Below are 19,859 nucleotides of genomic sequence, written 5' to 3'. Positions count from 1 at the left end.
CTACCCCGATTAATTGTAGGGACACGGGCACGGCGCGGTGTCCTGACTGCGGGTAATACTAATTTTAAAAAAGAATGCAATAATTGATATCTCCCCTAGCCCCCCTTAAAAAGGGGGGGACAAGAGTTAATCAAAGTCCCCCTTTTTAAGGGGGATTTAGGGGGATCTCCATACTGTTGCATAATTTTGGAGAAATGGTATAACATTAATTCCGATGCTACCGGATTTGATATAACCCTCTCCGGCGAAGCAATCGTAATTACGTTTGTAATGAGGACTTTAGTCCTCAAAAGCTGCAAGGCCTGACAGAAACTAAAATTATAGCAATTCTTATAAATTAACTCCCGCCTTAATCAGAGCAGATTTGATTTTGCTAAGCGCCTGCTGGCGGGAGCTATTCGTCTTAGAAAGCACCGCAACTGTATCGGCAGACAAATCCTCAAATTCCCACGTTTCTAAATGTTTTGAGGTCATCATGATAGCAGGTATTTTACAAGTAGCCGGATCTGATTTCAACTCTTCCAAAACTTCAAATCCTGTCATGTCCGGCATCATAATGTCGAGAAAAATTGCTTGCGGTTGCTCTTTGAGAGCCGAGAGCAAACCTTCAGCGCCGTTGGTCGCTTCGATCGCAGTACAATGAATTTCTGCTAGCAAATCTTTCAGCAAATACCGAAAAACTTCTTCATCGTCCACAATCAAAACTTTTGCCGGAGAATCCTGTGAAAGCGATCGATAATGGGGCAGTGCAAGCGGTGTTTCATCTCGCTTAGCTGCGGACATTTCCAAAGGTTTTTCTGTATCTCCGGCATAAACGATCGGCAGTTTGACCAAAAAAGTCGAACCCGTTCCCAGCGAACTTTTTATTTCAATGCTTCCCCCCAGGAATTCTGCCAGTTTTTTGCACAGAGACAATCCCAATCCGGTGCCTTTGACGCGCTTCTGCAAGGGATTTTCGAGTTGGACAAATTCTTCAAAAATCCGCGTTCGATCGGCTGGGGAAATGCCGATACCCGTATCTGTTACGGAAAAAGTAATTGTTCCCCCGTCTCCTATTTCTGCAGCAACTTGAACTTCGCCTGCTTCGGTAAATTTTAGGGCATTAGAAATCAGATTCCGCAAAATCTGAGAAACTTTTCCCTCGTCTGTGGTGAGGGTTGGAAGTTCGAGAGGGGCTTCAAAAATCAGAGCAACATCCGAGTTTTGGGGCAGCAGAGGGCGCATCATGCCCCGCAGCGCGCTGAACAAATCTTCGACTTCAAAATCAGCCACGCGAACAGTTAGTTTTCCGGCTTCCACTTTGGCTAAATCTAACGAGTCGTTGACAAGTTCTGCGAGAGACTCGGCGGATTTGTAAATGTAATTTACTTGCTTGTCCTGTTCGGCTGAAAGTTCTCCGTCGAGGCGATTTAACAATATTTCGGAAAGGCTCATAATTGCCGTTAGCGGAGTGCGAAACTCGTGGCTCATATCGGAGAGAAAGCTGGTTTTGAGTTCGCTGGCGCGCCGGAGAGATTCGGCTTTGTCGTTCAATTCGGCGTAAAGTGCGAGGACTCCGCGATTGGTATCTTCTAGTTGTTGATTTAATTGTACGAGTTCTTCTTGACGCTGGCGGAGTTCGTCTAAAGTGCGCAGTAATTCTTGATTTTGCTGCTGAATTTCGGCATAAGGATCTTCGGGAATTTGGCGCGCTAGTTTGTCAACTAATTTATTTAGTTCGATCGCACTCAGCGCAGGCATCTGTTTGGAAAACTGCTTCACTAATTGTACGGCAGTTCCGCGATCGGGCCCAGACTCGATTTTCACTTCGTCCATCAACCGTTTCGCTGCTGCTAAACCGAGTCCCGCGCCGGTTTGCGATCGAAAATTGGGGCCCAACACCGTCGCTAAATCCGCAATTCCCGGCCCGGTGTCAGAAATCCGAGTCCGAAAAATTTGGGGCGATTCCCCTTCCACAATGAATTCTACTTTGCCGCCGCCTGCATATTTGAAAGCATTGCGGGCAATTTCGGAAACTGCTGTGGCGATGCGGGTTTGTACTTGGGAATCGAATCCCAGCCATGCGGCAATTTGGCGAGCTCTTTGGCGTACAAGTACGATGTCTTGTTCAAAGCGGACTTCCGTCGTCAGGATTGGGTAACTCACGCTGCTTCTCTCACCTTGGCTACTATAACTGTCATGTCATCGCGAGTGCGTTTGAAGTCCCGGTAGAGCACGGCTGCGATTAAAGCAGGATGTCTGGCGGCTAAACCCGGGTAGCGGTTTAAATTCCACTGCGCCGCCAAACCGTCTGAGTGCATGATGAGTAGGGACTGCTGCGACCAAGGATAGACAAATTCTGCTACTTTTCGCATCATATGTCCAACTGTGCCGTTGTAGGAAACCATGGTGCGGGTTTGGTTATCTGTGACCACTACACCGCTGATGTTGCCAATTCCGGCAAAACAAATTGTTTGTTGAGTACGATCGATTTGGGCGATCGCCGCAGCCGCTCCTCTGGTATTTTTTAAAGCAGCGTGCGCCTTCTCTAAAATTGCTTTCGGCCCGAGTTTAGCGTTTTCCTCAAATACGCGCGCTGCTTCCTGAGACGCTTCCTGGGCCAAATCCCCGTAGCCGAGCCCGTCTGCAACTAAAATCAGGTTTTTGTCAAGGTGATTTTCCGCAGCCCAGGAATCCCCGCAAATTTCCTCTCCTGCTTTGGGCAAGTGGACGACCCCAAATTCCAAGTAATTGCTGTTTTGGGAGGCTTCCCGGCTATTTTGGGTCGGGGAGAGCCGCATTAATAAGGCTGTCCCCAGTTTCGGTACAGAATGAATATCAAAAAAACTAGAGATGCGTTTAATTGCGCCGAGTCCCGTTCCCGGGCTTCCCGCTGTAGAAAAACCGTCCCGCAGACACTGCCCGACATTTGCCATTCCCGGCCCCCGGTCTAGCGCTACTATTTCAATGCTATATCCTGCCGCTGTTTTTAATGTTCGCAGCAAAAGTTCTCCTTCGCGGGCGTGCTTGACCGCGTTTTTTGCGGCTTCCGTGGTAACAATTGCCACTTTACCGCGATCGGTCTCGTTAAATCCTAGTTCGGCCGCGAGGGCGACTGCGATTCGCCGCGCTTCTCCGACTTGACTTTCTTCTGTTACGGGCAGGGCTACGGCATCTATCATTTTTTATCAGCTCTTTAATACCCATTAAAAAAATAATACAACTATAGCTGGTAAAAGTATAGTCATTTATAGGCATGGGAGGCTTCAAGCCCCTCCCCCTTCACTTTTACTTTGAGCGGATTGACCCGCCTCGGCTGAACTACGCAGCTCCCTATCCCATTGCTGAACGCATTTGGGATTGCTTTTCTGAGGATGTTGTACGAACCGTTGACATCAGAATTAATTAATTGACCAACTGATGTTTTGTACAAACCTCTTTTGATTCGCTTGCCAGTAAAAACAGGGTCTTTATCGGTTTTCCCGTAAACAGGAATTGGATCTAAACCCAAGAAGTTGGCTCGCGAACTATAGGACTCTTCTTGTACAATTACTTCGATCCCAACTAATCGAGCCTTGTATTCCAACATCTCAATTAATCGAGCGTGAGGAATGCTGACAAAGTTTTGGTTAGTTTGCTTCCCTAAATCGATCTCGGTTTTCCACTGTGCGTTTTTACCGATTACTAGCGTCCCAATTTGCTTGGCACTCAAAAGGTCAACAACTAGGCGACTGGCATGATGCAAGTAATTATCAACTTTTTGGTTGCGACAGCGAGTTAAGTGTCGAATGCGAGATGAGGTTTGGCGATTCCCTTTCAACTGGGATTGCAACTTGGCTTTGCGCTTGTTGTAGAACTGGTTGATAGATTTCAACGGTCGCCCGTTAACCAACAAAGGAACAAATCCCGGTTGATTTGAAGTTAGCGCCGCTAAATTATCCAGTCCTAAATCAATGCTAGCTACAAAGTTATTGTTGCTGACGGTAGACTCCGGTTTATCGTAAATTACCTCAATTACATAGCAATCGCATTTGGGAACTAATCTGACTTGGCTAATTCGATCGGGATCGACTTTAGTTTTAATTGAAAGTTCAGTACCGGAAAGTTTAATGATTCCCTTTTTTAACTGCTTGCTGCTAATCGCTTGAATTGTGTAGACGAGAATGTTTCGCCCTTTAGTCTTATCCTTGTATTTCGGCAATTTCGGGCGACCAGTTAATTTAGAGTCATCTGTTTTGTAAGCTTTAACTGCTTCAAAGAATGATTTCCAATTCTTGTCAAACACCATTAATATTTGTTGGCTAACCTTTGCTGGCAAAGCTTTGTATGCTTCACAAGACTTCATTAAACGGTTCATTTCGTTGTAGCCGACATAGCCCCATCCATAAATAAAATGCTGACGAATGACGTAGTTGGCCGCGTTGTAGAGATTCTTGGATTTAAAAGCTAATTCATCAATTTCAGCGAAACGATGTTCCGTAGATTTAATGATATGTCGCTCTGTTAGCTGCATTTAAGGCTTTCATTTTTTAGATTGCGTGTATTCCACTCGACCGCTATGATAATAGCATACTACTATTGCTTATAAGTGCTTACAAACTCAACGAAGTTTTACAATACGCAAACTCCAAACCCCGATCGTCATCAGTCATTCCCAATTCTTTAATCTAAAATCTCAACTCTCAAATCGTATTGTTAAAGATTACTTCCTCACCGCCAGCGGACGATCGCAATTTTAGTCCCCTTACCCACTTTGGAAACAATCTCAAATTCGTGCATCAACCGTTTAGAACCACTGAGCCCCAAACCCAAACCGCGATCGGAAGTATAACCGTCAGTCATTGCCAATTCGATGTCGGGAATTCCCGGGCCCTTGTCTTCAAATACCAGCCGCAGCCCTTTGCGGGTGCCTAATTGGAGCGTTTCGAGAGTTACAGTTCCCCCTTTGCCGTAGTCTACAGTATTGCGGGCGAGTTCGCTGGCTGCGGTAACGATTTTCGTTTGGTCTACTAAACCGAATCCCATTGCTACAGCCCAAATTCGCACTTGCTGTCGGACGTGGACTATATCGGATGACGATCGGATTTCTAATGTCTCACGTTTTGACATGGCGGCTACTGTACCAAAATAGAACTTCTCCACAAAACATAGGCCTTACGCTCATCAACTTAGTTTCTCCTCAGAAATCTTGAGTTTGTCAACAAGGTATCTACAAACAAACCAGGTTTATTTACTGCCTGTGCCTAAATCATGGGACAATTTCTCGACTGCTTAAGCTTCCGCATCAGTAGCCAAACCCAAGGATTTTCGCAACAGATTCATGCCCTTTTCAACGCTTAAAGCTGTGCGAACTCCTGTCAGGGAAAGCCCCAACTCAACGAGCGTGATCGCAACCGCTGGCTGCATCCCGACAACAACCGTTTCAGCATCTAAAATTCGCGACATACTAGCGATATTGTTGAGAATGCGACCTATAAAAGAATCTACAATTTCCAGGGAAGAGATTTCTATCAAGACACCTTTAACGCCTGTTTTCACGATGCGGTTTGTCAGGTCATCTTGCAGCGTCATTGCTAAGCGATCGTGCATATCTACTTGAATTGTTACTAGCAAAAATTCTCCCATTTGCAGGATCGGTATCCGTTCCATAAATTCACCTCTCTTTGAGTTATCACTTTATTTTTACTGCCAGACAACAATAGTTTTTATCTTTCCTCTTTAATATTTTTTATAGTTAAACCTTGGCGCTGTAAAGCGACTTTAAAAGCATCGGCCAAAGTCGCTTTTGTCAGAATATCCTGCAAGTCAACTCCCAAATGAACTATGGTTTGAGCTATTTGGGGTCGAATGCCGCTGATGATGCACTCAGTACCCATTAAACGGGCGGCGGCGACTGTTTTCAATAAATGTTGAGCCACTAAAGTGTCAACAGTCGGCACGCCTGTAATGTCTAAAATTGCAAATTCTGAGCCGGTTTCCATGATTTCCTGCAACAAAGTTTCCATGACTATTTGAGTGCGGGCGCTGTCGAGAGTCCCGATCATGGGCAAAGCGACAATGCCTTGCCAAAGTTTGATTACGGGAGTTGACAATTCGAGCATTTCTTGCTGCTGGCGTTCGATGACTTCTTCGCGAGCTTTGAGAAAGATTTCTGTCACCCAAAGGCCTAGCTGGTCTAATAAGCTGGTGGAAAGCCAAAGTTGTTCGACAAGTGCGTCGCGGTTTTGTGTCAGTTCGTGACAAAGCCGATCGAACAATGGCTTTTTGAAGCATAAAATGAAACTCGCTATCTCTGAAGGAGTAAAGCCTCTCTGAACGCGCGATCGCGAAACTTCTGCTAGCAGCAACCGCATATTTTCCCATTCGGGCGTCTGGATGTCGCTAAAGTTACCGTGCCCGACCGCAATTTGGAGCAATTGCAGGAACTCTTGACACTCGGAGCGCAATTCTTTGGCTCTCATCAAGTCGTCCCGCCGCAGCCCGGTATTTTGCAGTTCTTTGAGCCAGTCTGCTAGTAACTCTGCTTTGTGTCTTTGTAGGATTTCCGCGATCGTGTTATTGCTTGTGAGTTCCATTGAAATTATCTCCTGCATAGCAATTGGGATGAAATTGTACGAGCGATTCCCTACGGGATAGCTTCGCTTCACGCACGCTTGAGTATTTTTTGATGGAGCAACTTCTGAGTTTAGCTCACTGTTTGCTGTTTCCGATCGAGGGTTAAGTACCTAATTGTAAAATGCGTTTGACGATCGCACTGGTAGAACTCGGAACTTCTATTTCGATCAAGGAAATCTTGCCGCCTCCGGCGATAACTTCCGGTGCTTCCGGCAGAGTTTCGAGTTGATAGTCGCCTCCTTTAACGTATATATCTGGCTTCACGATACTTATCAGTTTAGTTGCTGTAAGCTCGGGAAAAATTACTACGGCGTCTACTGGTTTGAGGGCTGCTAATACTTCGGCTCGCTGATTTTCCGGTACGATCGGGCGGGGCGGCAATCCCGGCTGCTGCGGTTTGATAGCTTGCACGCTGGCGTCGCTATTCAAGCCCACCACGAGCGATCGCCCCAAAGTTTTTGCCGCCTGCAAATAGCGGACGTGGCCAGCGTGTAGGATATCGAAGCAGCCGTTAGTAAACACGATCGGACGCCACTTGTCCGGATCGGATGCGATCGCTTCTTCAAGTTCTCTCAACGTGTAAACACCAGAAATCATTGCAGTCACCACCAGCAAATTTGAATAGCGATGAATCATCCTACCAAAAAATGTGAGACAATAGCACCTTCGCCATTAAAAAATAAATCACTCAAGCTGCGAATAACAGTAGTGGGCAATTACTAATTGACAATTAGTAATTGGTCACTCTTAAGCAAGAAGGAAGAAGCAATAATGCTATAGCGGGGAAGCTTAGCTTCACAGAAGGAAAAAGCAAAAAACAGCTATCGTGTATCTGTGACTGCCGTGTCGTGAATCAAGCTAAGTGGAGGTTAAAAAGGTTGAGAAACAATTATTTATTCCAGCCCTCTCTTATATCAATTACTATAAGACAGGGGATTTTGTGCCACTGCCTCTGGCTGGCGATCGGGTAGTAAGAGTCCTAGGGGGTGAAACCCAGCGAAACGCCATCCTCCTGTGTCTGTTATTTCTGACACCGCCACGAGCGAAAGCTAGTTAAAAGAAGGAACCCAAGCGTGCAGAACTCATCTGTACCCTGGATTCGTCAGACTCAGGCGAAGCCAGCATTTGCTTGGTGCAGTTTCTGGGCGCTATCTTGACCAAGCTTTACAGCCACCCCAGAAGCGCGTCGCCTCCTGTACCAAACTCTGCATACCCGTGCAGAAACTCGACCCTTTGGGATCGCAACCGCAGCCTGTGAAAACCCAGGGGAAAGTCGAGGTAAGTATCCGAACGAGCTATTTTGGTGGAAAATAACTTAACTCGTTCAACAAAATCCAGTCAACTACCCCCTTGAATCTAACGGTGTAGAATTATCTCACAGGAATTATGAAAGCAACTAACAGCCGTCAATTTTCTTCAGTAGCTGCTCGAACTCTCAAAGTAGTCGGGATTATCTTGATTCTCTCTGCTTTGCTGGACTGCATTGTTCTGTCGCTACCGGGAGAAACCTCCGACATAGTTAATCGAGGCTGGCAGTTGGCCGCAGCAACTCAGATAGTTGACCGGGGCATTATTCCTTTGATGGGTATAGCCATGCTGATGACTGGCTTTTGGGTGGACAGCAGCAGTGGAGTCTCTATTGAGAGGCGCAATGTTTGGGTTGACTTGCGATTCTGGGCGCTGTTGATTTCCAGCTTGTTAGGGCTAATTTACCTGTTGCTGGTTCCCGTTCACCTCAACAATACTCGTTTGGAACTCAAGGACACTCTGGCTCAAGTCGATAAAGAAGCGGGACAAGCGGAAGGTCAACTAGAGGTGCAAATTAAAAGCGAGCAGTTTAAAGCTCAGGTGGAACAGCTAAAAAGCCAGCGCCGCAGCCAGATAGGCGCGCTGCTGCAAGACGACGGGAAGCTGCAACAAGCACTCAAGAGTCCAGATGTTCCCAAGGAATTGAAAGCTGTGCTTCAGGAGTCGAAAAATGACCCGAAAGCCCTCGACAAGTTCCTGGAACAGCAAGCCCAAGAACTGCCAAATCAAGCTCGCAACGAGATTCGCACCCGCAAGCAACAAAAAGAGAAAGAGTTGAGAACTCGATCGAGAAATTCGAGTTTGCAGACGGGAATCAGCAGTTTGCTGTTAGCGATCGGCTACATTACTGTTGGTTGGACTGGATTGAGAAGTATGGGAATTCTGCGGTTCGGCCGTCGCAAAATGTGATCGGTGCTGGCAGGGATCGCGCAAGTCGAGACATCCCTGAGAAATAAATACTTGATTTGCCTGATAGTTTGCCCTTACTGAAAGCTGGGAATGTTCTCAATTTATATTCTGACTTACAACGAAGAGATTGATATCGCCGCTTGCATTGAATCGGCACTGGTTTGTGACGATATCATTGTAGTTGATTCTTTCAGCAGCGATCGCACCCTTGAGATTGTTCAGAACTATCCCGTGCAAATATTGCAGCACCGCTTTGAAACTCACGGACGCCAGCGGACTTGGATGCTCCAAGAAGTCCCGTGCAAGTACGAATGGGTTTACATCCTCGAAGCGGACGAGCGGATGACGCCTGCACTATTTGCCGAATGCTTAAAGGCGATCGAAAGTCCAGAATATATCGGCTATTACGTAGCTGAAAAAGTAATATTTATGGAGCGCTGGATTCGCCGCAGCACTCAATATCCCCGCTATCAAATGCGCCTGTTTCGCAAAGACCGAGTGTGGTTTACTGACTACGGTCACACAGAACGGGAAGTCTGCAACGGGCCTACTCATTTTTTGAAGGAAACCTACCCTCACTATACTTGCAGCAAAGGTCTTTCCCGCTGGATTGAAAAGCACAACCGCTACTCGACTGACGAGGCGGCTGAAACCCTCCGCCAATTAGAAGCGGGTCAAGTAAATTGGTGGGATTTATTGTTTGGCGCGTCGGAGGTGGAAAGGCGCCGCGCTTTGAAGGATTTTTCTTTGCGCTTGCCTTTGCGGCCTGTCGTGCGCTTTTTCTATATGTATATTTTACTCGGCGGATTTCTTGACGGTCAAGCGGGATTGGCTTGGTGCACGCTGCAAGCTTTTTATGAATATCTAATTTTGCTGAAAGTTTGGGAAATGAAGCATATGCCACTGCCAAATTTAGACGCAGTGGAGGAACACTCTATTTCGGAAGTAGTAACAGTTGAGCAGTCTAAAGTTTCTTATAACCTTGGCGCTTCCGATACTCGAAATTAAAAATTGGTAATCGGTAATCGGTAATCGGTAATTGGTAATATCGTTTCCGGTGGCACGAGCGACATGATATAGAGGACACGGCAGTGCCCTTGGACTACCGCGATAATTGTAGGGACACGGCACTGCCGTCTCGAAAGCTGTGGGTAATATTAATTCCGATGCTAGCGGATTCGATATAATTGGTAATTGGTAATTGGTATAGCAACCGCCCTGACGGTTAGGACGTTCTTAATTGCACTTTCCCCATGCGGTCGATTGCTTCTTCACATCAATTGGGCTCTTCATCGGAATGATATAAACGGAGGACACGGCAGTGCCCTTGGACTACCGCGATCGATTGTAGGGAAACGGCACTGCCGTGTCCTCTATATCATTCCGGTGCAGCCGGAATTGATATCACATCGATCTTCTTCTTTCTTTCCCCACCACCACAACAAAACAGAAAAAAACCCGGTTTTTCCAAGAAACCGGGTTTCTGAATACCCTCAAAGTTTTACGATTAAGAAAGTTTTGATTGTTAAGTCAAAACTCTCGCCACTCAAAACTCAAAACTATTGAGAATTACGCAGCGCTGTTTTTTCGCGATCGATCTTTAAAATCAACACCCCCAAAGGCGGCAAACACAAGTCGATAGAATAAGAACTGTTGTGGAACCACCACTCATCAGTCCACTTGCCCCCCAAATTCCCCATATTGCTGCCGCCGTACTCCCGCGCGTCGCTGTTAAACAACTCCGTATAGAAACCCGGTTCCGGCACTCCTACCCGATAGTGAGAGTGCGGCTGCGGCGTAAAATTGCACACCGTCACCACAAACTCGTCGCCATCCTTCTCTCGGCGCACAAAGGCTACCACGCTGTGCCGGTTGTCGGTGCAATCAATCCACTCAAACCCATCCTCAGCAAAATCTTGACTGTAAAGTGCCGTTTCGCTGCGGTACAAATTGTTCAAATCCTTAAAAAACAGCTTCAACTTTTGGTGCGGCTCAAATTGCAGCAACTGCCACTGCAAATCCCCCCAAACGTTCCACTCGTGCCACTGGCCGAACTCCATCCCCATAAATATCGTTTTCTTTCCGGGATGAGCAAACATAAAAGTAAACAAACACCGCACGTTTGCAAACTTTTGCCATTCGTCCCCTGGCATTTTCCCGATGATGTGAGCCTTGCCGTGTACTACCTCATCGTGGGACAAAGCCAGCATAAAATTCTCGCTGTGGTTGTACCACATACTGAAAGTTATGTTGTTCTGGTGGAACTGGCGGAACCACGGGTCCATGTGGAAATAGTCGAGCATATCGTGCATCCAACCCATGTTCCACTTTAGGTTGAAGCCCAAGCCGCCTACATAGGTCGGCCAAGATACCATCGGCCAAGAGGTAGATTCTTCGGCGATCGACAGCGCACCTGGGAAATAGCTAAAAATGACGTGATTCGCCTGTCGCAGAAAATCTGCCGCCTCGATATTTTCCCGGCCGCCGTACTGGTTGGTCAACCATTCTCCGGGTTCGCGGCAGTAATCCAAGTACAGCATCGAAGCTACGGCATCTACGCGAATCCCGTCGATGTGGTATTTGTCAAACCAGAACAGAGCGTTTGATACTAGGAAATTCCGCACTTCGTTGCGGCCGTAGTTAAATACTAGGGTTCCCCACTCTTTGTGCTCGCCCTTGCGGGGGTCGGCGTGTTCGTACAAGTGAGTTCCGTCAAAGAAAGCCAAACCGTGTCCGTCTTTGGGGAAATGCCCGGGCACCCAGTCCACCAATACGCCAATGCCGTTGGCGTGGCACTGGTCAACAAAATACATGAAATCTTCAGGTTTGCCGTAGCGGGAAGTTGGGGCGAAATAACCGGTGACTTGATAGCCCCAAGAACCGTCGAAAGGATGTTCTGCCACTGGCAGTATTTCGATGTGAGTGAATCCCAAATCTTTGACGTAGGGAATCAGCCGATCGGCCAATTCCCGGTAAGTCAGAAAGCGCGCACCGGGATTCAGTTCCGAAACTTGTACTGCTGGTTCTATTTCCCCATTTGGTAGCACGGCGGGTTCGTCAGTAGCAGCGTGCAGCCAAGAACCGATGTGGCATTCGTAAACCGAAACCGGCTGCGTCAGTTGGTCTGTGTGCCGCCGCTGTTCGATCCAAGCGCTGTCGTTCCAAGTGTAGGTATTTAAGTCGGTGACAATTGATGCTGTTTTCGGTCGCACTTCTTGCTGGAAACCGTAAGGATCGGACTTTTCGTAGGGATGTCCGTCTTGGTTTTTCACTTCGTATTTGTAGTGAGTTCCCACGAGTAGTCCCGGAATAAATAATTCCCAGATCCCGTTTTGAGATTTCCGCATTTGATGTTTGCGGCCGTCCCAATAGTTGAAATCGCCTAAAACAGAGACGTTGCGGGCATTCGGGGCCCAAACGGCAAAATATACTCCTGTGATGCCGTCTACTTCGGTGAAGTGCGCCCCCAGTTTTTCGTAAATCCGGTGGTGGTTGCCTTCTGAGAATAAGTGAAGGTCAAATTCTGTGAGTTTGGGCGATCGAAAGGCGTAGGGGTCGTAAATAAAGCGTTCGTGTTCTCCTTCTTTGACCCGCAGTTGATAGTTTGCTAGTTCTGGGATTTCGATCGTACATTCAAAAAAATGAGGGTGATGCTCTGATTTCATCGGGTATTCGGCCCTGGCCTCCGGCACAACTACCGATACCGCATCCGCATTCGGCAGATAAGCTCGGACGGCCCAGACTTTTTTGCCATTTTCTTCGATCGCGTGGGGGCCAAGCACTTCAAATGGATCGTGGTGCTGATTCCACACAATCCGGTCAATCTGTTCAAAGGGGACGGTCACGGGCATAGAACTACCTACCTGAATCTTTTAACTTAATCATTTTCAAAACCAAAACCTGAGACAGCGCGACACTTCACATTTTTTTACATTTTTTTTGCTAATCCTATCACTTATTAACATGAATTTGGCTGCCTCGGCTGCTGCGCCCACTTTGACTCAGACAGCAGGCAAAAGATTTCCCAGCTCGGCGGCCGAGCTGGGATTTTATATCAATTCCGGTACAGCCGGAATTGATATAGAGGACACGGCACTGCCGTGTCCCTACAATTGATCGTGGTAGGGACACGGCAGTGCCGTGTCCTCCGTTTATATCATTCCGATGCTAACGGAATTGATATTACGGCTAACATCTAACTATAGAAACAGTTAAAACAAATTAAAAAATTTATATTTTCCCAAAATTATCCTTGACTTTTTCTAGAATGTGTGATAAGAACGACTTTTTTCAAGCTCTTGTCGATTCCTTAACCCAGGGGCGTCAAAGAGCGTGAGTTTTGGAAAGAACTTAATTATCGTTAATAGCTGGAATTTTCAGGTAGGGACGATCGCCCGACGGGTGCGGTTTGAAATCCAGGAGGCAGCCAAGGATACTAAATGGGGTATTGAGCGAATCAAAGCTAAATGACTCAGCCGCGCAGCAGCAATATCTGCATACCTGCCATCAGGTTAGTGTGGGATGAAGAGGCGGGTCAACGCAGGTACGGAGTTGACCAATTAATTTTCGCAGTCACAGATCAATTTATCAACAAATTCTCGGAGACGTTCAGGCCAGTCGGGAACAGCCTTAAGTTTCTCTTTTTGTCCTTCGTAACCTTTGAATCCGATCGTTTCCTTGTCTAGAGGGCGTTTGAACCGTTTCTTCGCGCCGAATGTATTATTTTTTTGGAATGGCATTGACACGCTAAGTTGATAGTAAGTTAACTTACATATACCATGAACCACAAGGTTCTTGTAACCTAGCGAATCAGCGGGCGCAAGCGGCAGTAAGGGGACGTACTGAACTTTAGTAAAAGCATCAGACAACTAACACCCAACTTGAGGCCTAGACCGATGCGAGTGAAAAATGCGAGGAGCAAACCATTTTTCACTCGCAGGCTAGGCTCGTTGGGCACAGACTCCGCGATCGCCCTAGTTAGGGAGACGTTTTAGGAGAAGGGGAAGCAGATCCACCAGCCCCAGGAGTAGTCTTTGGAGAGGGATTCGGTGTTGGAGAAGAAACAGGAGGAGTAGTAGTAGTAGTGCCGCCCGGAGAGGGGCTGCTGGGGCTGGTGGTCTCACCGCCGCAAGCACCGAGGGCTGCTGCCAAGCTCAGTACCAAAGTCAAACGAATTAATCCCTTGTTCATAAACACTCCTTAACATTGAAAACCCATCGCAAGGAAGGGAATAGTGTACTTGAGAAACAATGCTGGCACGAATAGATCAACGATTCGCTCGTTGATTACAATACTGCATTTATTAATAAATTTCACATAGATTCTGGCGAACGGGCAAAGATTTCCTTTTTTTTGCTCATCCTGAAGTCAAAGAGACGGGTGGTAGGATGGGTTGGTTGGTTTGTGAGGTATCTTTGGTAAGGATAATCGATCGAGCCGGTGATTGCCAGAATTGGCGATCGGCAACGCCGAAAAAACTTCTAACCTCAATCAAGCTGAAGCTGCCCCACTTTACTTATTGGTGAACTCTATGACCGCTGCTATCAGATCCCCGGATTCTCGCCGCTCCCGATCGACCCGCAAGCCCGCTGCAGGTCCAGGCAGCAGCAAAGTTACTTCTATTGCCCGAGCTAGGCGGGCGAAGACAGGGCCAGTATTGCCCAACTACTCGGCAGCCGACGACGAACAGGCGATTGCTCGCGCGCAAGCATCGGTGCTGAAAGTGATGCCCGATCGTCAGTCGCAGCCGGTGTGGCTGCGATCGCTCCTGCGGGTGCAGCGCGCCTCCTCAGCGGCAGTAGTTCTGCTTTTGGGCGGTGCTCTGACTCTCTACGGCTTGACTGCTTACAGCGAGCAGCGCTGGAATCAAGAGTATCAAAAGCTGGAAACTCTGCGCCGGGGGGAACAGCAGTTGAGTGCTGCTAGCGAAGTTTTGAAACACCAACTTGCTAAAGAAGCCCAAAATCCAGAAACCGGTTTGGCTCCGCAGAAGCCTGCGGACACGATTTTCTTGTCGCCGCCCCCCCCAAGTCGATCGCACGTTGCGGTGGCATCAAACTCAGAAGAACCCGCTCTTAAGCATCGAGCGGGTGTGGAAACGCCGCTGGGCTATTGAGGGGTCAGCGCCGATAGGGCCTTTCGGGGCAGAGTGTCCGAGGGCCCGAGAATTTGAGGGCGGTTGCTATAAAATCTAAAATCTAAAATCTAAAATCTAAAATGATTTAACTTAATTTTTAATTTTATGAGCTACGATCCCCGCTTTGACCGCTACAGATCGCCGAATTTTAAACGCCCAAAACCGTCGGGCGATCGCACTTTGTGGGGAAAACCAGCTAAACCAAGAGTGGACGCTACCGCTAGCAGACAGCCTCGGCGACCGCTGGAGCGTTTAAAACGCAGCAAGTTTCGCTTGTGGGCGGTTTGGGCGGTGTTGATGCTGGGGGGGCTGGGGCTGGCTGTCAATTTGTTCTATTTGCAGGTGACGCGAGCTCCGGCGCTGCGCAAACAGGCCGAGCAGCAGCAAACTCTCAAAACGAAGCCTTTTGTGCCGAGACGCCCGATTGTTGACCGCGCGGGGAATGTTTTGGCGATCGACAGACAGGTGTACACGCTCTACGCTCACCCGAAGTTGTTCAAGCACTCGAAGGCGGAAATTGCCGCTAAATTGGCTCCGATGCTGCCGATCGAACTGAGCCCGGGCAATACGGCGGAAACTGAATTGCTGCGAAGGTTTAATCTTGCTGAAAGCGGTATTACAATTGCGGATTCTCTGGCCCAAGAGGTTGCCGATCGCGTCGGCCGGATGCAAATTAAAGATAGTCCGGTGGATGGGCTGGAGTTGGTGCAGCAGCAGCAGCGTTTTTACCCGCAACAGGAATTGGCGGCGGATATCCTCGGTTATGTGGACGGGGAACGCAAGGGACAAGCTGGGGTGGAATACAGCCAGCAGAATTTGCTGGAACGATCGATGCCGTCGATTCAATTTAGCAGGTCGAGCGATGGGAATTGGGTTCCCGATCGGCTGACGGCGGGTTTTGTGCAGCTTGATGATTTGAAATTGCAACTGACGATCGACAGTCGCTTGCAGCGGGCGGCCCGGATTGCTCTCAAGGAACAAATGAATAAATACGGGGCGAAGCGGGGCACGGTGATTGTGATGGATGTCCGCAACGGGGAGTTGCTGTCAGTGGTAGCGGAACCTTCTTATGACCCGAATCAATATTTTAATTTCGATTTGTCGCGCTATAAAAATTGGGCTGTGACTGATGTTTATGAGCCTGGTTCGACTTTTAAAGCGATTAATGTGGCGATCGCTCTGGAAGCGGGTGCGGTCAAACCTAACACTGTGTTTAACGATGAAGGTCGGATTTACATGAATCCCTGGACTATCCAAAATTCCGATTACCAACAAGCAGGCGCGCGCGGCCCTTCTACTGTTACTGAGATTTTGAAACATTCTAGCAATGTGGGGATGGTGCACGTAATGAGAAGCATGAAAGCTTCTCTTTACTATCAAGCTTTAGAAAAACTCGGACTCGGACAAACTGCGGGAACTGATTTGCCTTTTGAAGTAACCAGTCAGCTTAAAAATCGAGAGCAATTTATTAATTCTCCGGTGGAAGTTGCTACTACGGCTTTTGGGCAGGGTTTTTCGATTACTCCGATGCAGTTGGTGCAGCTTAACGGGGCTTTGGCTAACGGGGGCAAGTTGGTAACTCCTCACGTGGTGCGGGGACTTTTCGATCGGGATGGTCAAGCTTATTGGAAGCTTCCGAGGGCTGTTCCGAAACAGGTTTTTTCGCCGTCCACTACTAAGCAAGTTTTAGACATGATGGAAACTGTGGTTGATGGTGGTACGGGGAAAGCTGCACAGATTCCTGGGTATCGGATTGCTGGGAAAACGGGGACGGCTCAAAAAGCTAATGGTGGTGGGGGTTATTCTAACAAGGCGATTATTACTAGCTTTGTGGGGATAATGCCTGTGGAGGCTCCTCGGTATGTGGTGCTGGCGGTGATTGATGAGCCGAAGGGTGGTACGGGGGGAAGTGTGGCGGCGCCGATTGTGGAGTCGGTGATGGAGGCGCTGATTTCGATTGAGAAGATTGCGCCCAGCAAGTAGGGAAACGGCCAGGCGCGGTGTCCTGATTTCGGGTAACGGGTAAAATCGCACCGGATCGGATTCGGATGTAACGATCGCCCGGTGGGGCGATGGAGGACACGGCAATGCCGTTTCCCTACGGCAAAATTATCGCTGGGGCGATCGGATGTAACGATCGCCCGGTGGGGCGATGGAGGACACGGCAATGCCGTTTCCCTACGGCAAAATTATCGCTGGGGCGATCGAATGTAACCATCGCCCGATCGTGCGATGGAGGACACGGCAATGCCGTTTCCCTACGCCAAAATTATCGTCAGGGCGATCGAATATAACCATCGCCCGATCGTGCGATGGAGGACACGGCAATGCCGTTTCCCTACCACAAAACGATCGATCGCCCGATCGGATATAACCATCGCCCGATCGTGCGATGGAGGACACGGCATTGCCGTTTCCCTACAAACCGTATTTTTACCAATGTTTAAAAACGCAAATCTAGCAAAATAGGGTGATTTTTCTGATGTTCTAGTTTCTGAGGATTGTCGCCCCAACGCTGAGGATTGTTGATGATGTATTGCCTTTTACAATTCAAAATTTCTTCATCGCGGATTATTGATTCGTGAAAACCATCTTGCCAGACAGGAACTTCTGTTGTTTTGCAGAATTTATGAATGAATCTGGTAACAGCACCTTTATACGAACGGATCGCGGTAGGAATAGAACCGCGAACGGGTTGACCTAATTGTTCGGGGGTAGGGACACGAGTTTGCTGTTTCCTTACCGGGGTATTGTCAACGATCGTCAAAAGTCCATGTATATGATCGGGCATAATCACAAAGGTATCTAATTGAAAGCGGGAAAAATGATTGGGAATGTCTAACCAACAAATGTGGGCAAGATAACCTAAAAAATTTAATTGCATTTTACCGTCAATCACTTCGCCAAATATACATTGTCGTTCCTTGGTGCAAATTGTAATGCAATAAACACCCGGTTGAGTATAATCGTATCCTTTAAGACGAACAGAATGGCGGTGGTGTTTTTGGGGGTCGTAAGGCATAGTATGAAAATAGAATAGTAGGAATATAAAAATAGTAGGGACACGGCACTGCCGTCTCCTAATTTCGGGTAATGGGTGAAATTAACCGGATTGGACGATCGAATTGCCCGATCGCCCGATCATCGAATATAACCATCGCCCGGTGGGGCGATGGAGGACACGGCAGTGCCGTTTCCCTACGCCAAAATTATCGATCTCGGGTGTAACGATCGCCCGATGTGGCGGTGGAGGAGACGGCAATGCCGTTTCCCTACGCCAAAATTATCGATCGGGCGATCGGATGTAACCATCACCCGATTTGTAGGGACACGGCACTGCCGTCTCCTAATTTTGGGTAATGCGTAAAATCGATCGGGCGATCGGATATAACCATCGCCCGGTGGGGCGATGGAGGACACGGCAGTGCCGTTTCCGTACCACAAAATGATCGATCGCGCGATCGGATATAACCATCGCCCGATGGGGCCATGGAGGACACGGCAGTGCCGTTTCCCTACGCCAAAATTATCGGTCAGGGCGATCGGGGATCTAACCATCGCGCGATTTGTAGGGAAACGGCACTGCCGTCTCCTGATTTTGGGTAATGCGTAAAATCGATCGGGCGATCGGATATAACCATCGCCCGGTGGGGCGATGGAGGACACGGCAGTGCCGTTTCCCTACCACAAAATGATCGATCGCCCGATCGGATATAACCATCGCCCGATCGTGCGATGGAGGACACGGCAATGCCGTTTCCCTACCACAAAATGATCGATCGCCCGATTTGTAGGGACACGGCACTGCCGTCTCCTAATTTCGGGTAACGGGTAAAATCGCACCGGAATCGAATATAACCATCGCCCGATGGGGCGATGGAGGACACGGCAGTGCCGTTTCCCTACCACAAAATGATCGATCGCCCCATTTGTAGGGACACGGCAGTGCCGTGTCCTGATTCCTGACTGCCGTGTCCTGATTCCTGACGCACCGTACATCTCAGTAACAGTATCGATTTTTGTCATTGTCTGGATTGGGTTTGCTTTGTCTTTTGGAGGTGCGTTGATGTCCTAAAAGTGTAGAGATGATAACGCAGCGATCGCCATTTTTGAGATTAGGATGAGATAGTGTGAGGTTTCCTTTTGCTAGAATGCTTGTTAGGCCGCACTCGTCACTGCTGTTATATACTGGGCAACCTCGGTAATTGAACATGGCTCGCCAGACTGTTCCATTTTCTTTTACTAGATTTGTGTTTTCATTGACCTTACGCAATGTTGTGTCATTTGTATTTATCTGAATTTGATGTTCTAGGTTTTTCCATTGGTTGGCTGGTACTTGGGCTGGGGAAATATCGGATTTGTGAATTGCTACCTGTACATTTTGTCCTACTTGTTTGAAGCTGGCTTGCCATGAGGTTTTGTCGCGTTTGGCGTTGCTTTGGGCTAGTTCCATTGCCCAATAAGCTCGATCGAGCGATAGCTTTAAACGGTGGTTGTTGATGAACATCAGCCAACTGGGGGCGGCGATCGCACTAAATATCCCTAGGATTAAAATAATTATTAAGAGCTCGATCGTTGTAAAACCTGCGGCAGGTGTAGTGGCTCTGCCTTTGAGCGTTTTATTTATTGACACGTAGATGCACTCCTTGATATTTAGCTTGAAAAAAAAAATAGCTCGGAGCAGCTATTTTTGCTTGGGTTTATTTTAAGTGTTGAGTTTGGTTTTTGTGTAGATCGGTATTTACTGAAAAATTATATTTATTTAATAAAGCTGCGGGTAATATCAATTGGGCTCTTCATCGGAATGATATAAACGGAGGACACGGCACTGCCGTGTCCCTACCACGATCAATTGTAGGGACTTAGGCACTCGCGGTGTCCTCTATATCATTCCGGTGCAGCCGGAATTGAT

General features: G+C 47.9%; 21 protein-coding genes. 7 read left to right on the top strand and 14 right to left on the bottom strand.

The annotated features are described in order from the left end of the window. Positions 1 to 330: 330 nt before the first annotated feature. The 7 genes from QUA02_RS02720 to rfaE2 form a co-directional block, all read right to left on the bottom strand. Entirely contained in the window at positions 331 to 2,145 is a 1,815-nt protein-coding gene (locus QUA02_RS02720) for an ATP-binding protein (protein WP_333025138.1), read from the bottom strand. Then, positions 2,142 to 3,161 carry an ATP-binding SpoIIE family protein phosphatase gene (locus QUA02_RS02715; RefSeq protein WP_333025137.1) on the bottom strand — a complete coding sequence of 340 codons (1,020 nt, stop codon included), beginning with the start codon at positions 3,159 to 3,161 and terminating at the stop codon, positions 2,142 to 2,144. Before QUA02_RS02715 ends, QUA02_RS02720 begins: the two co-directional genes overlap by 4 nt. Before the next feature lie 62 nt (positions 3,162 to 3,223). After that, positions 3,224 to 4,492 carry an RNA-guided endonuclease InsQ/TnpB family protein gene (locus tag QUA02_RS02710; protein WP_333025135.1) on the bottom strand — a complete coding sequence of 423 codons (1,269 nt, stop codon included), beginning with the start codon at positions 4,490 to 4,492 and terminating at the stop codon, positions 3,224 to 3,226. A gap of 197 nt (positions 4,493 to 4,689) precedes the next feature. Next, positions 4,690 to 5,088, bottom strand: a complete 399-nt coding sequence (locus tag QUA02_RS02705) for an anti-sigma regulatory factor (RefSeq protein ID WP_333025134.1) — start codon at positions 5,086 to 5,088, stop codon at positions 4,690 to 4,692. A gap of 162 nt (positions 5,089 to 5,250) precedes the next feature. Then, on the bottom strand, positions 5,251 to 5,628 hold the full coding sequence (locus QUA02_RS02700) for an STAS domain-containing protein (protein ID WP_333025133.1): 378 nt from the start codon (positions 5,626 to 5,628) through the stop codon (positions 5,251 to 5,253). A gap of 56 nt (positions 5,629 to 5,684) precedes the next feature. Then, positions 5,685 to 6,554 carry an STAS domain-containing protein gene (locus QUA02_RS02695; protein WP_333025132.1) on the bottom strand — a complete coding sequence of 290 codons (870 nt, stop codon included), beginning with the start codon at positions 6,552 to 6,554 and terminating at the stop codon, positions 5,685 to 5,687. Between the two features lie 142 nt (positions 6,555 to 6,696). Next, a complete protein-coding gene (gene rfaE2 / locus QUA02_RS02690) occupies positions 6,697 to 7,191 on the bottom strand; it encodes a D-glycero-beta-D-manno-heptose 1-phosphate adenylyltransferase (protein ID WP_333025308.1) in 495 nt (164 codons plus the stop codon). 789 nt (positions 7,192 to 7,980) lie between these two features. On the opposite strand from rfaE2, the gene hpsJ-B reads away from it, so the two are divergent. Both hpsJ-B and QUA02_RS02680 read left to right on the top strand, forming a co-directional pair. Beyond that, on the top strand, positions 7,981 to 8,811 hold the full coding sequence (hpsJ-B, locus tag QUA02_RS02685) for a hormogonium polysaccharide biosynthesis protein HpsJ (RefSeq protein ID WP_333025131.1): 831 nt from the start codon (positions 7,981 to 7,983) through the stop codon (positions 8,809 to 8,811). Between the two features lie 90 nt (positions 8,812 to 8,901). Further along, positions 8,902 to 9,819 (top strand): glycosyltransferase family 2 protein, encoded by a 918-nt coding sequence (locus QUA02_RS02680; RefSeq protein ID WP_333025130.1) that lies wholly within the window; start codon positions 8,902 to 8,904, stop codon positions 9,817 to 9,819. Between the two features lie 551 nt (positions 9,820 to 10,370). Here QUA02_RS02680 and glgB read toward each other — a convergent pair. Continuing rightward, entirely contained in the window at positions 10,371 to 12,662 is a 2,292-nt protein-coding gene (gene glgB / locus QUA02_RS02675; RefSeq protein ID WP_333025128.1) for a 1,4-alpha-glucan branching enzyme, read from the bottom strand. A gap of 112 nt (positions 12,663 to 12,774) precedes the next feature. On the opposite strand from glgB, the gene QUA02_RS02670 reads away from it, so the two are divergent. Then, positions 12,775 to 12,927 carry a hypothetical protein gene (locus QUA02_RS02670; RefSeq protein ID WP_333025127.1) on the top strand — a complete coding sequence of 51 codons (153 nt, stop codon included), beginning with the start codon at positions 12,775 to 12,777 and terminating at the stop codon, positions 12,925 to 12,927. 216 nt (positions 12,928 to 13,143) lie between these two features. Further along, positions 13,144 to 13,281, top strand: coding sequence for a hypothetical protein (locus tag QUA02_RS02665; RefSeq protein ID WP_333025126.1), 138 nt, complete (start codon positions 13,144 to 13,146; stop codon positions 13,279 to 13,281). Between the two features lie 507 nt (positions 13,282 to 13,788). Here the strand turns inward: QUA02_RS02665 and QUA02_RS02660 are convergent. Next, on the bottom strand, positions 13,789 to 14,001 hold the full coding sequence (locus QUA02_RS02660) for a serine protease (protein WP_333025124.1): 213 nt from the start codon (positions 13,999 to 14,001) through the stop codon (positions 13,789 to 13,791). Between the two features lie 340 nt (positions 14,002 to 14,341). Here QUA02_RS02660 and QUA02_RS02655 point away from each other — a divergent pair, with 340 nt between their 5' ends. From QUA02_RS02655 to QUA02_RS02645, 3 genes are all read left to right on the top strand, one after another. Continuing rightward, complete coding sequence (locus tag QUA02_RS02655) at positions 14,342 to 14,926, top strand: hypothetical protein (RefSeq protein WP_333025123.1); 585 nt, start codon at positions 14,342 to 14,344, stop codon at positions 14,924 to 14,926. Positions 14,927 to 15,052: 126 nt separating this feature from the next. Next, positions 15,053 to 16,930 carry a peptidoglycan D,D-transpeptidase FtsI family protein gene (locus tag QUA02_RS02650; RefSeq protein WP_333025122.1) on the top strand — a complete coding sequence of 626 codons (1,878 nt, stop codon included), beginning with the start codon at positions 15,053 to 15,055 and terminating at the stop codon, positions 16,928 to 16,930. 104 nt (positions 16,931 to 17,034) lie between these two features. Continuing rightward, entirely contained in the window at positions 17,035 to 17,241 is a 207-nt protein-coding gene (locus QUA02_RS02645) for a hypothetical protein (RefSeq protein WP_333025120.1), read from the top strand. Here the strand turns inward: QUA02_RS02645 and QUA02_RS02640 are convergent. The 5 genes from QUA02_RS02640 to QUA02_RS02620 form a co-directional block, all read right to left on the bottom strand. Next, complete coding sequence (locus tag QUA02_RS02640; protein ID WP_333025118.1) at positions 17,206 to 17,355, bottom strand: hypothetical protein; 150 nt, start codon at positions 17,353 to 17,355, stop codon at positions 17,206 to 17,208. The genes QUA02_RS02645 and QUA02_RS02640 overlap by 36 nt on opposite strands. A gap of 35 nt (positions 17,356 to 17,390) precedes the next feature. Next, entirely contained in the window at positions 17,391 to 17,969 is a 579-nt protein-coding gene (locus QUA02_RS02635; RefSeq protein WP_333025116.1) for a transposase, read from the bottom strand. A 176-nt stretch (positions 17,970 to 18,145) separates the two neighbouring features. After that, complete coding sequence (locus tag QUA02_RS02630) at positions 18,146 to 18,505, bottom strand: hypothetical protein (RefSeq protein WP_333025115.1); 360 nt, start codon at positions 18,503 to 18,505, stop codon at positions 18,146 to 18,148. Next, a complete protein-coding gene (locus QUA02_RS02625; RefSeq protein ID WP_333025114.1) occupies positions 18,498 to 18,752 on the bottom strand; it encodes a hypothetical protein in 255 nt (84 codons plus the stop codon). Before QUA02_RS02625 ends, QUA02_RS02630 begins: the two co-directional genes overlap by 8 nt. A 195-nt stretch (positions 18,753 to 18,947) precedes the next feature. Then, complete coding sequence (locus tag QUA02_RS02620; protein ID WP_333025112.1) at positions 18,948 to 19,580, bottom strand: transcriptional regulator; 633 nt, start codon at positions 19,578 to 19,580, stop codon at positions 18,948 to 18,950. Between the last annotated feature and the right edge of the window lie 279 nt (positions 19,581 to 19,859).

The organism is Microcoleus pseudofavosus SVA1_A4, from assembly GCF_036700565.1.
In the GTDB taxonomy this organism is placed as follows: domain Bacteria; phylum Cyanobacteriota; class Cyanobacteriia; order Cyanobacteriales; family Microcoleaceae; genus Microcoleus.
This window is presented reverse-complemented; position numbering and strand designations above follow the sequence as displayed.

What these genes read in the sequence shown, in the direction of transcription:
- glgB (WP_333025128.1), bottom strand. Translation starts at nt 12,662, where the DNA reads ATGCCCGTGACCGTCCCCTTTGAACAGATTGACCGGATTGTGTGGAAT.
- QUA02_RS02635 (WP_333025116.1), bottom strand. Translation starts at nt 17,969, where the DNA reads ATGCCTTACGACCCCCAAAAACACCACCGCCATTCTGTTCGTCTTAAA.
- QUA02_RS02715 (WP_333025137.1), bottom strand. Translation starts at nt 3,161, where the DNA reads ATGATAGATGCCGTAGCCCTGCCCGTAACAGAAGAAAGTCAAGTCGGA.
- hpsJ-B (WP_333025131.1), top strand. Translation starts at nt 7,981, where the DNA reads ATGAAAGCAACTAACAGCCGTCAATTTTCTTCAGTAGCTGCTCGAACT.
- QUA02_RS02680 (WP_333025130.1), top strand. Translation starts at nt 8,902, where the DNA reads ATGTTCTCAATTTATATTCTGACTTACAACGAAGAGATTGATATCGCC.
- QUA02_RS02640 (WP_333025118.1), bottom strand. Translation starts at nt 17,355, where the DNA reads ATGCCGTGTCCTCCATCGCACGATCGGGCGATGGTTATATCCGATCGG.
- rfaE2 (WP_333025308.1), bottom strand. Translation starts at nt 7,191, where the DNA reads ATGATTTCTGGTGTTTACACGTTGAGAGAACTTGAAGAAGCGATCGCA.
- QUA02_RS02705 (WP_333025134.1), bottom strand. Translation starts at nt 5,088, where the DNA reads ATGTCAAAACGTGAGACATTAGAAATCCGATCGTCATCCGATATAGTC.
- QUA02_RS02650 (WP_333025122.1), top strand. Translation starts at nt 15,053, where the DNA reads ATGAGCTACGATCCCCGCTTTGACCGCTACAGATCGCCGAATTTTAAA.
- QUA02_RS02655 (WP_333025123.1), top strand. Translation starts at nt 14,342, where the DNA reads ATGACCGCTGCTATCAGATCCCCGGATTCTCGCCGCTCCCGATCGACC.
- QUA02_RS02645 (WP_333025120.1), top strand. Translation starts at nt 17,035, where the DNA reads ATGCCGTTTCCCTACGGCAAAATTATCGCTGGGGCGATCGGATGTAAC.
- QUA02_RS02630 (WP_333025115.1), bottom strand. Translation starts at nt 18,505, where the DNA reads ATGGTTAGATCCCCGATCGCCCTGACCGATAATTTTGGCGTAGGGAAA.
- QUA02_RS02700 (WP_333025133.1), bottom strand. Translation starts at nt 5,628, where the DNA reads ATGGAACGGATACCGATCCTGCAAATGGGAGAATTTTTGCTAGTAACA.
- QUA02_RS02660 (WP_333025124.1), bottom strand. Translation starts at nt 14,001, where the DNA reads ATGAACAAGGGATTAATTCGTTTGACTTTGGTACTGAGCTTGGCAGCA.
- QUA02_RS02695 (WP_333025132.1), bottom strand. Translation starts at nt 6,554, where the DNA reads ATGGAACTCACAAGCAATAACACGATCGCGGAAATCCTACAAAGACAC.
- QUA02_RS02710 (WP_333025135.1), bottom strand. Translation starts at nt 4,492, where the DNA reads ATGCAGCTAACAGAGCGACATATCATTAAATCTACGGAACATCGTTTC.
- QUA02_RS02670 (WP_333025127.1), top strand. Translation starts at nt 12,775, where the DNA reads ATGAATTTGGCTGCCTCGGCTGCTGCGCCCACTTTGACTCAGACAGCA.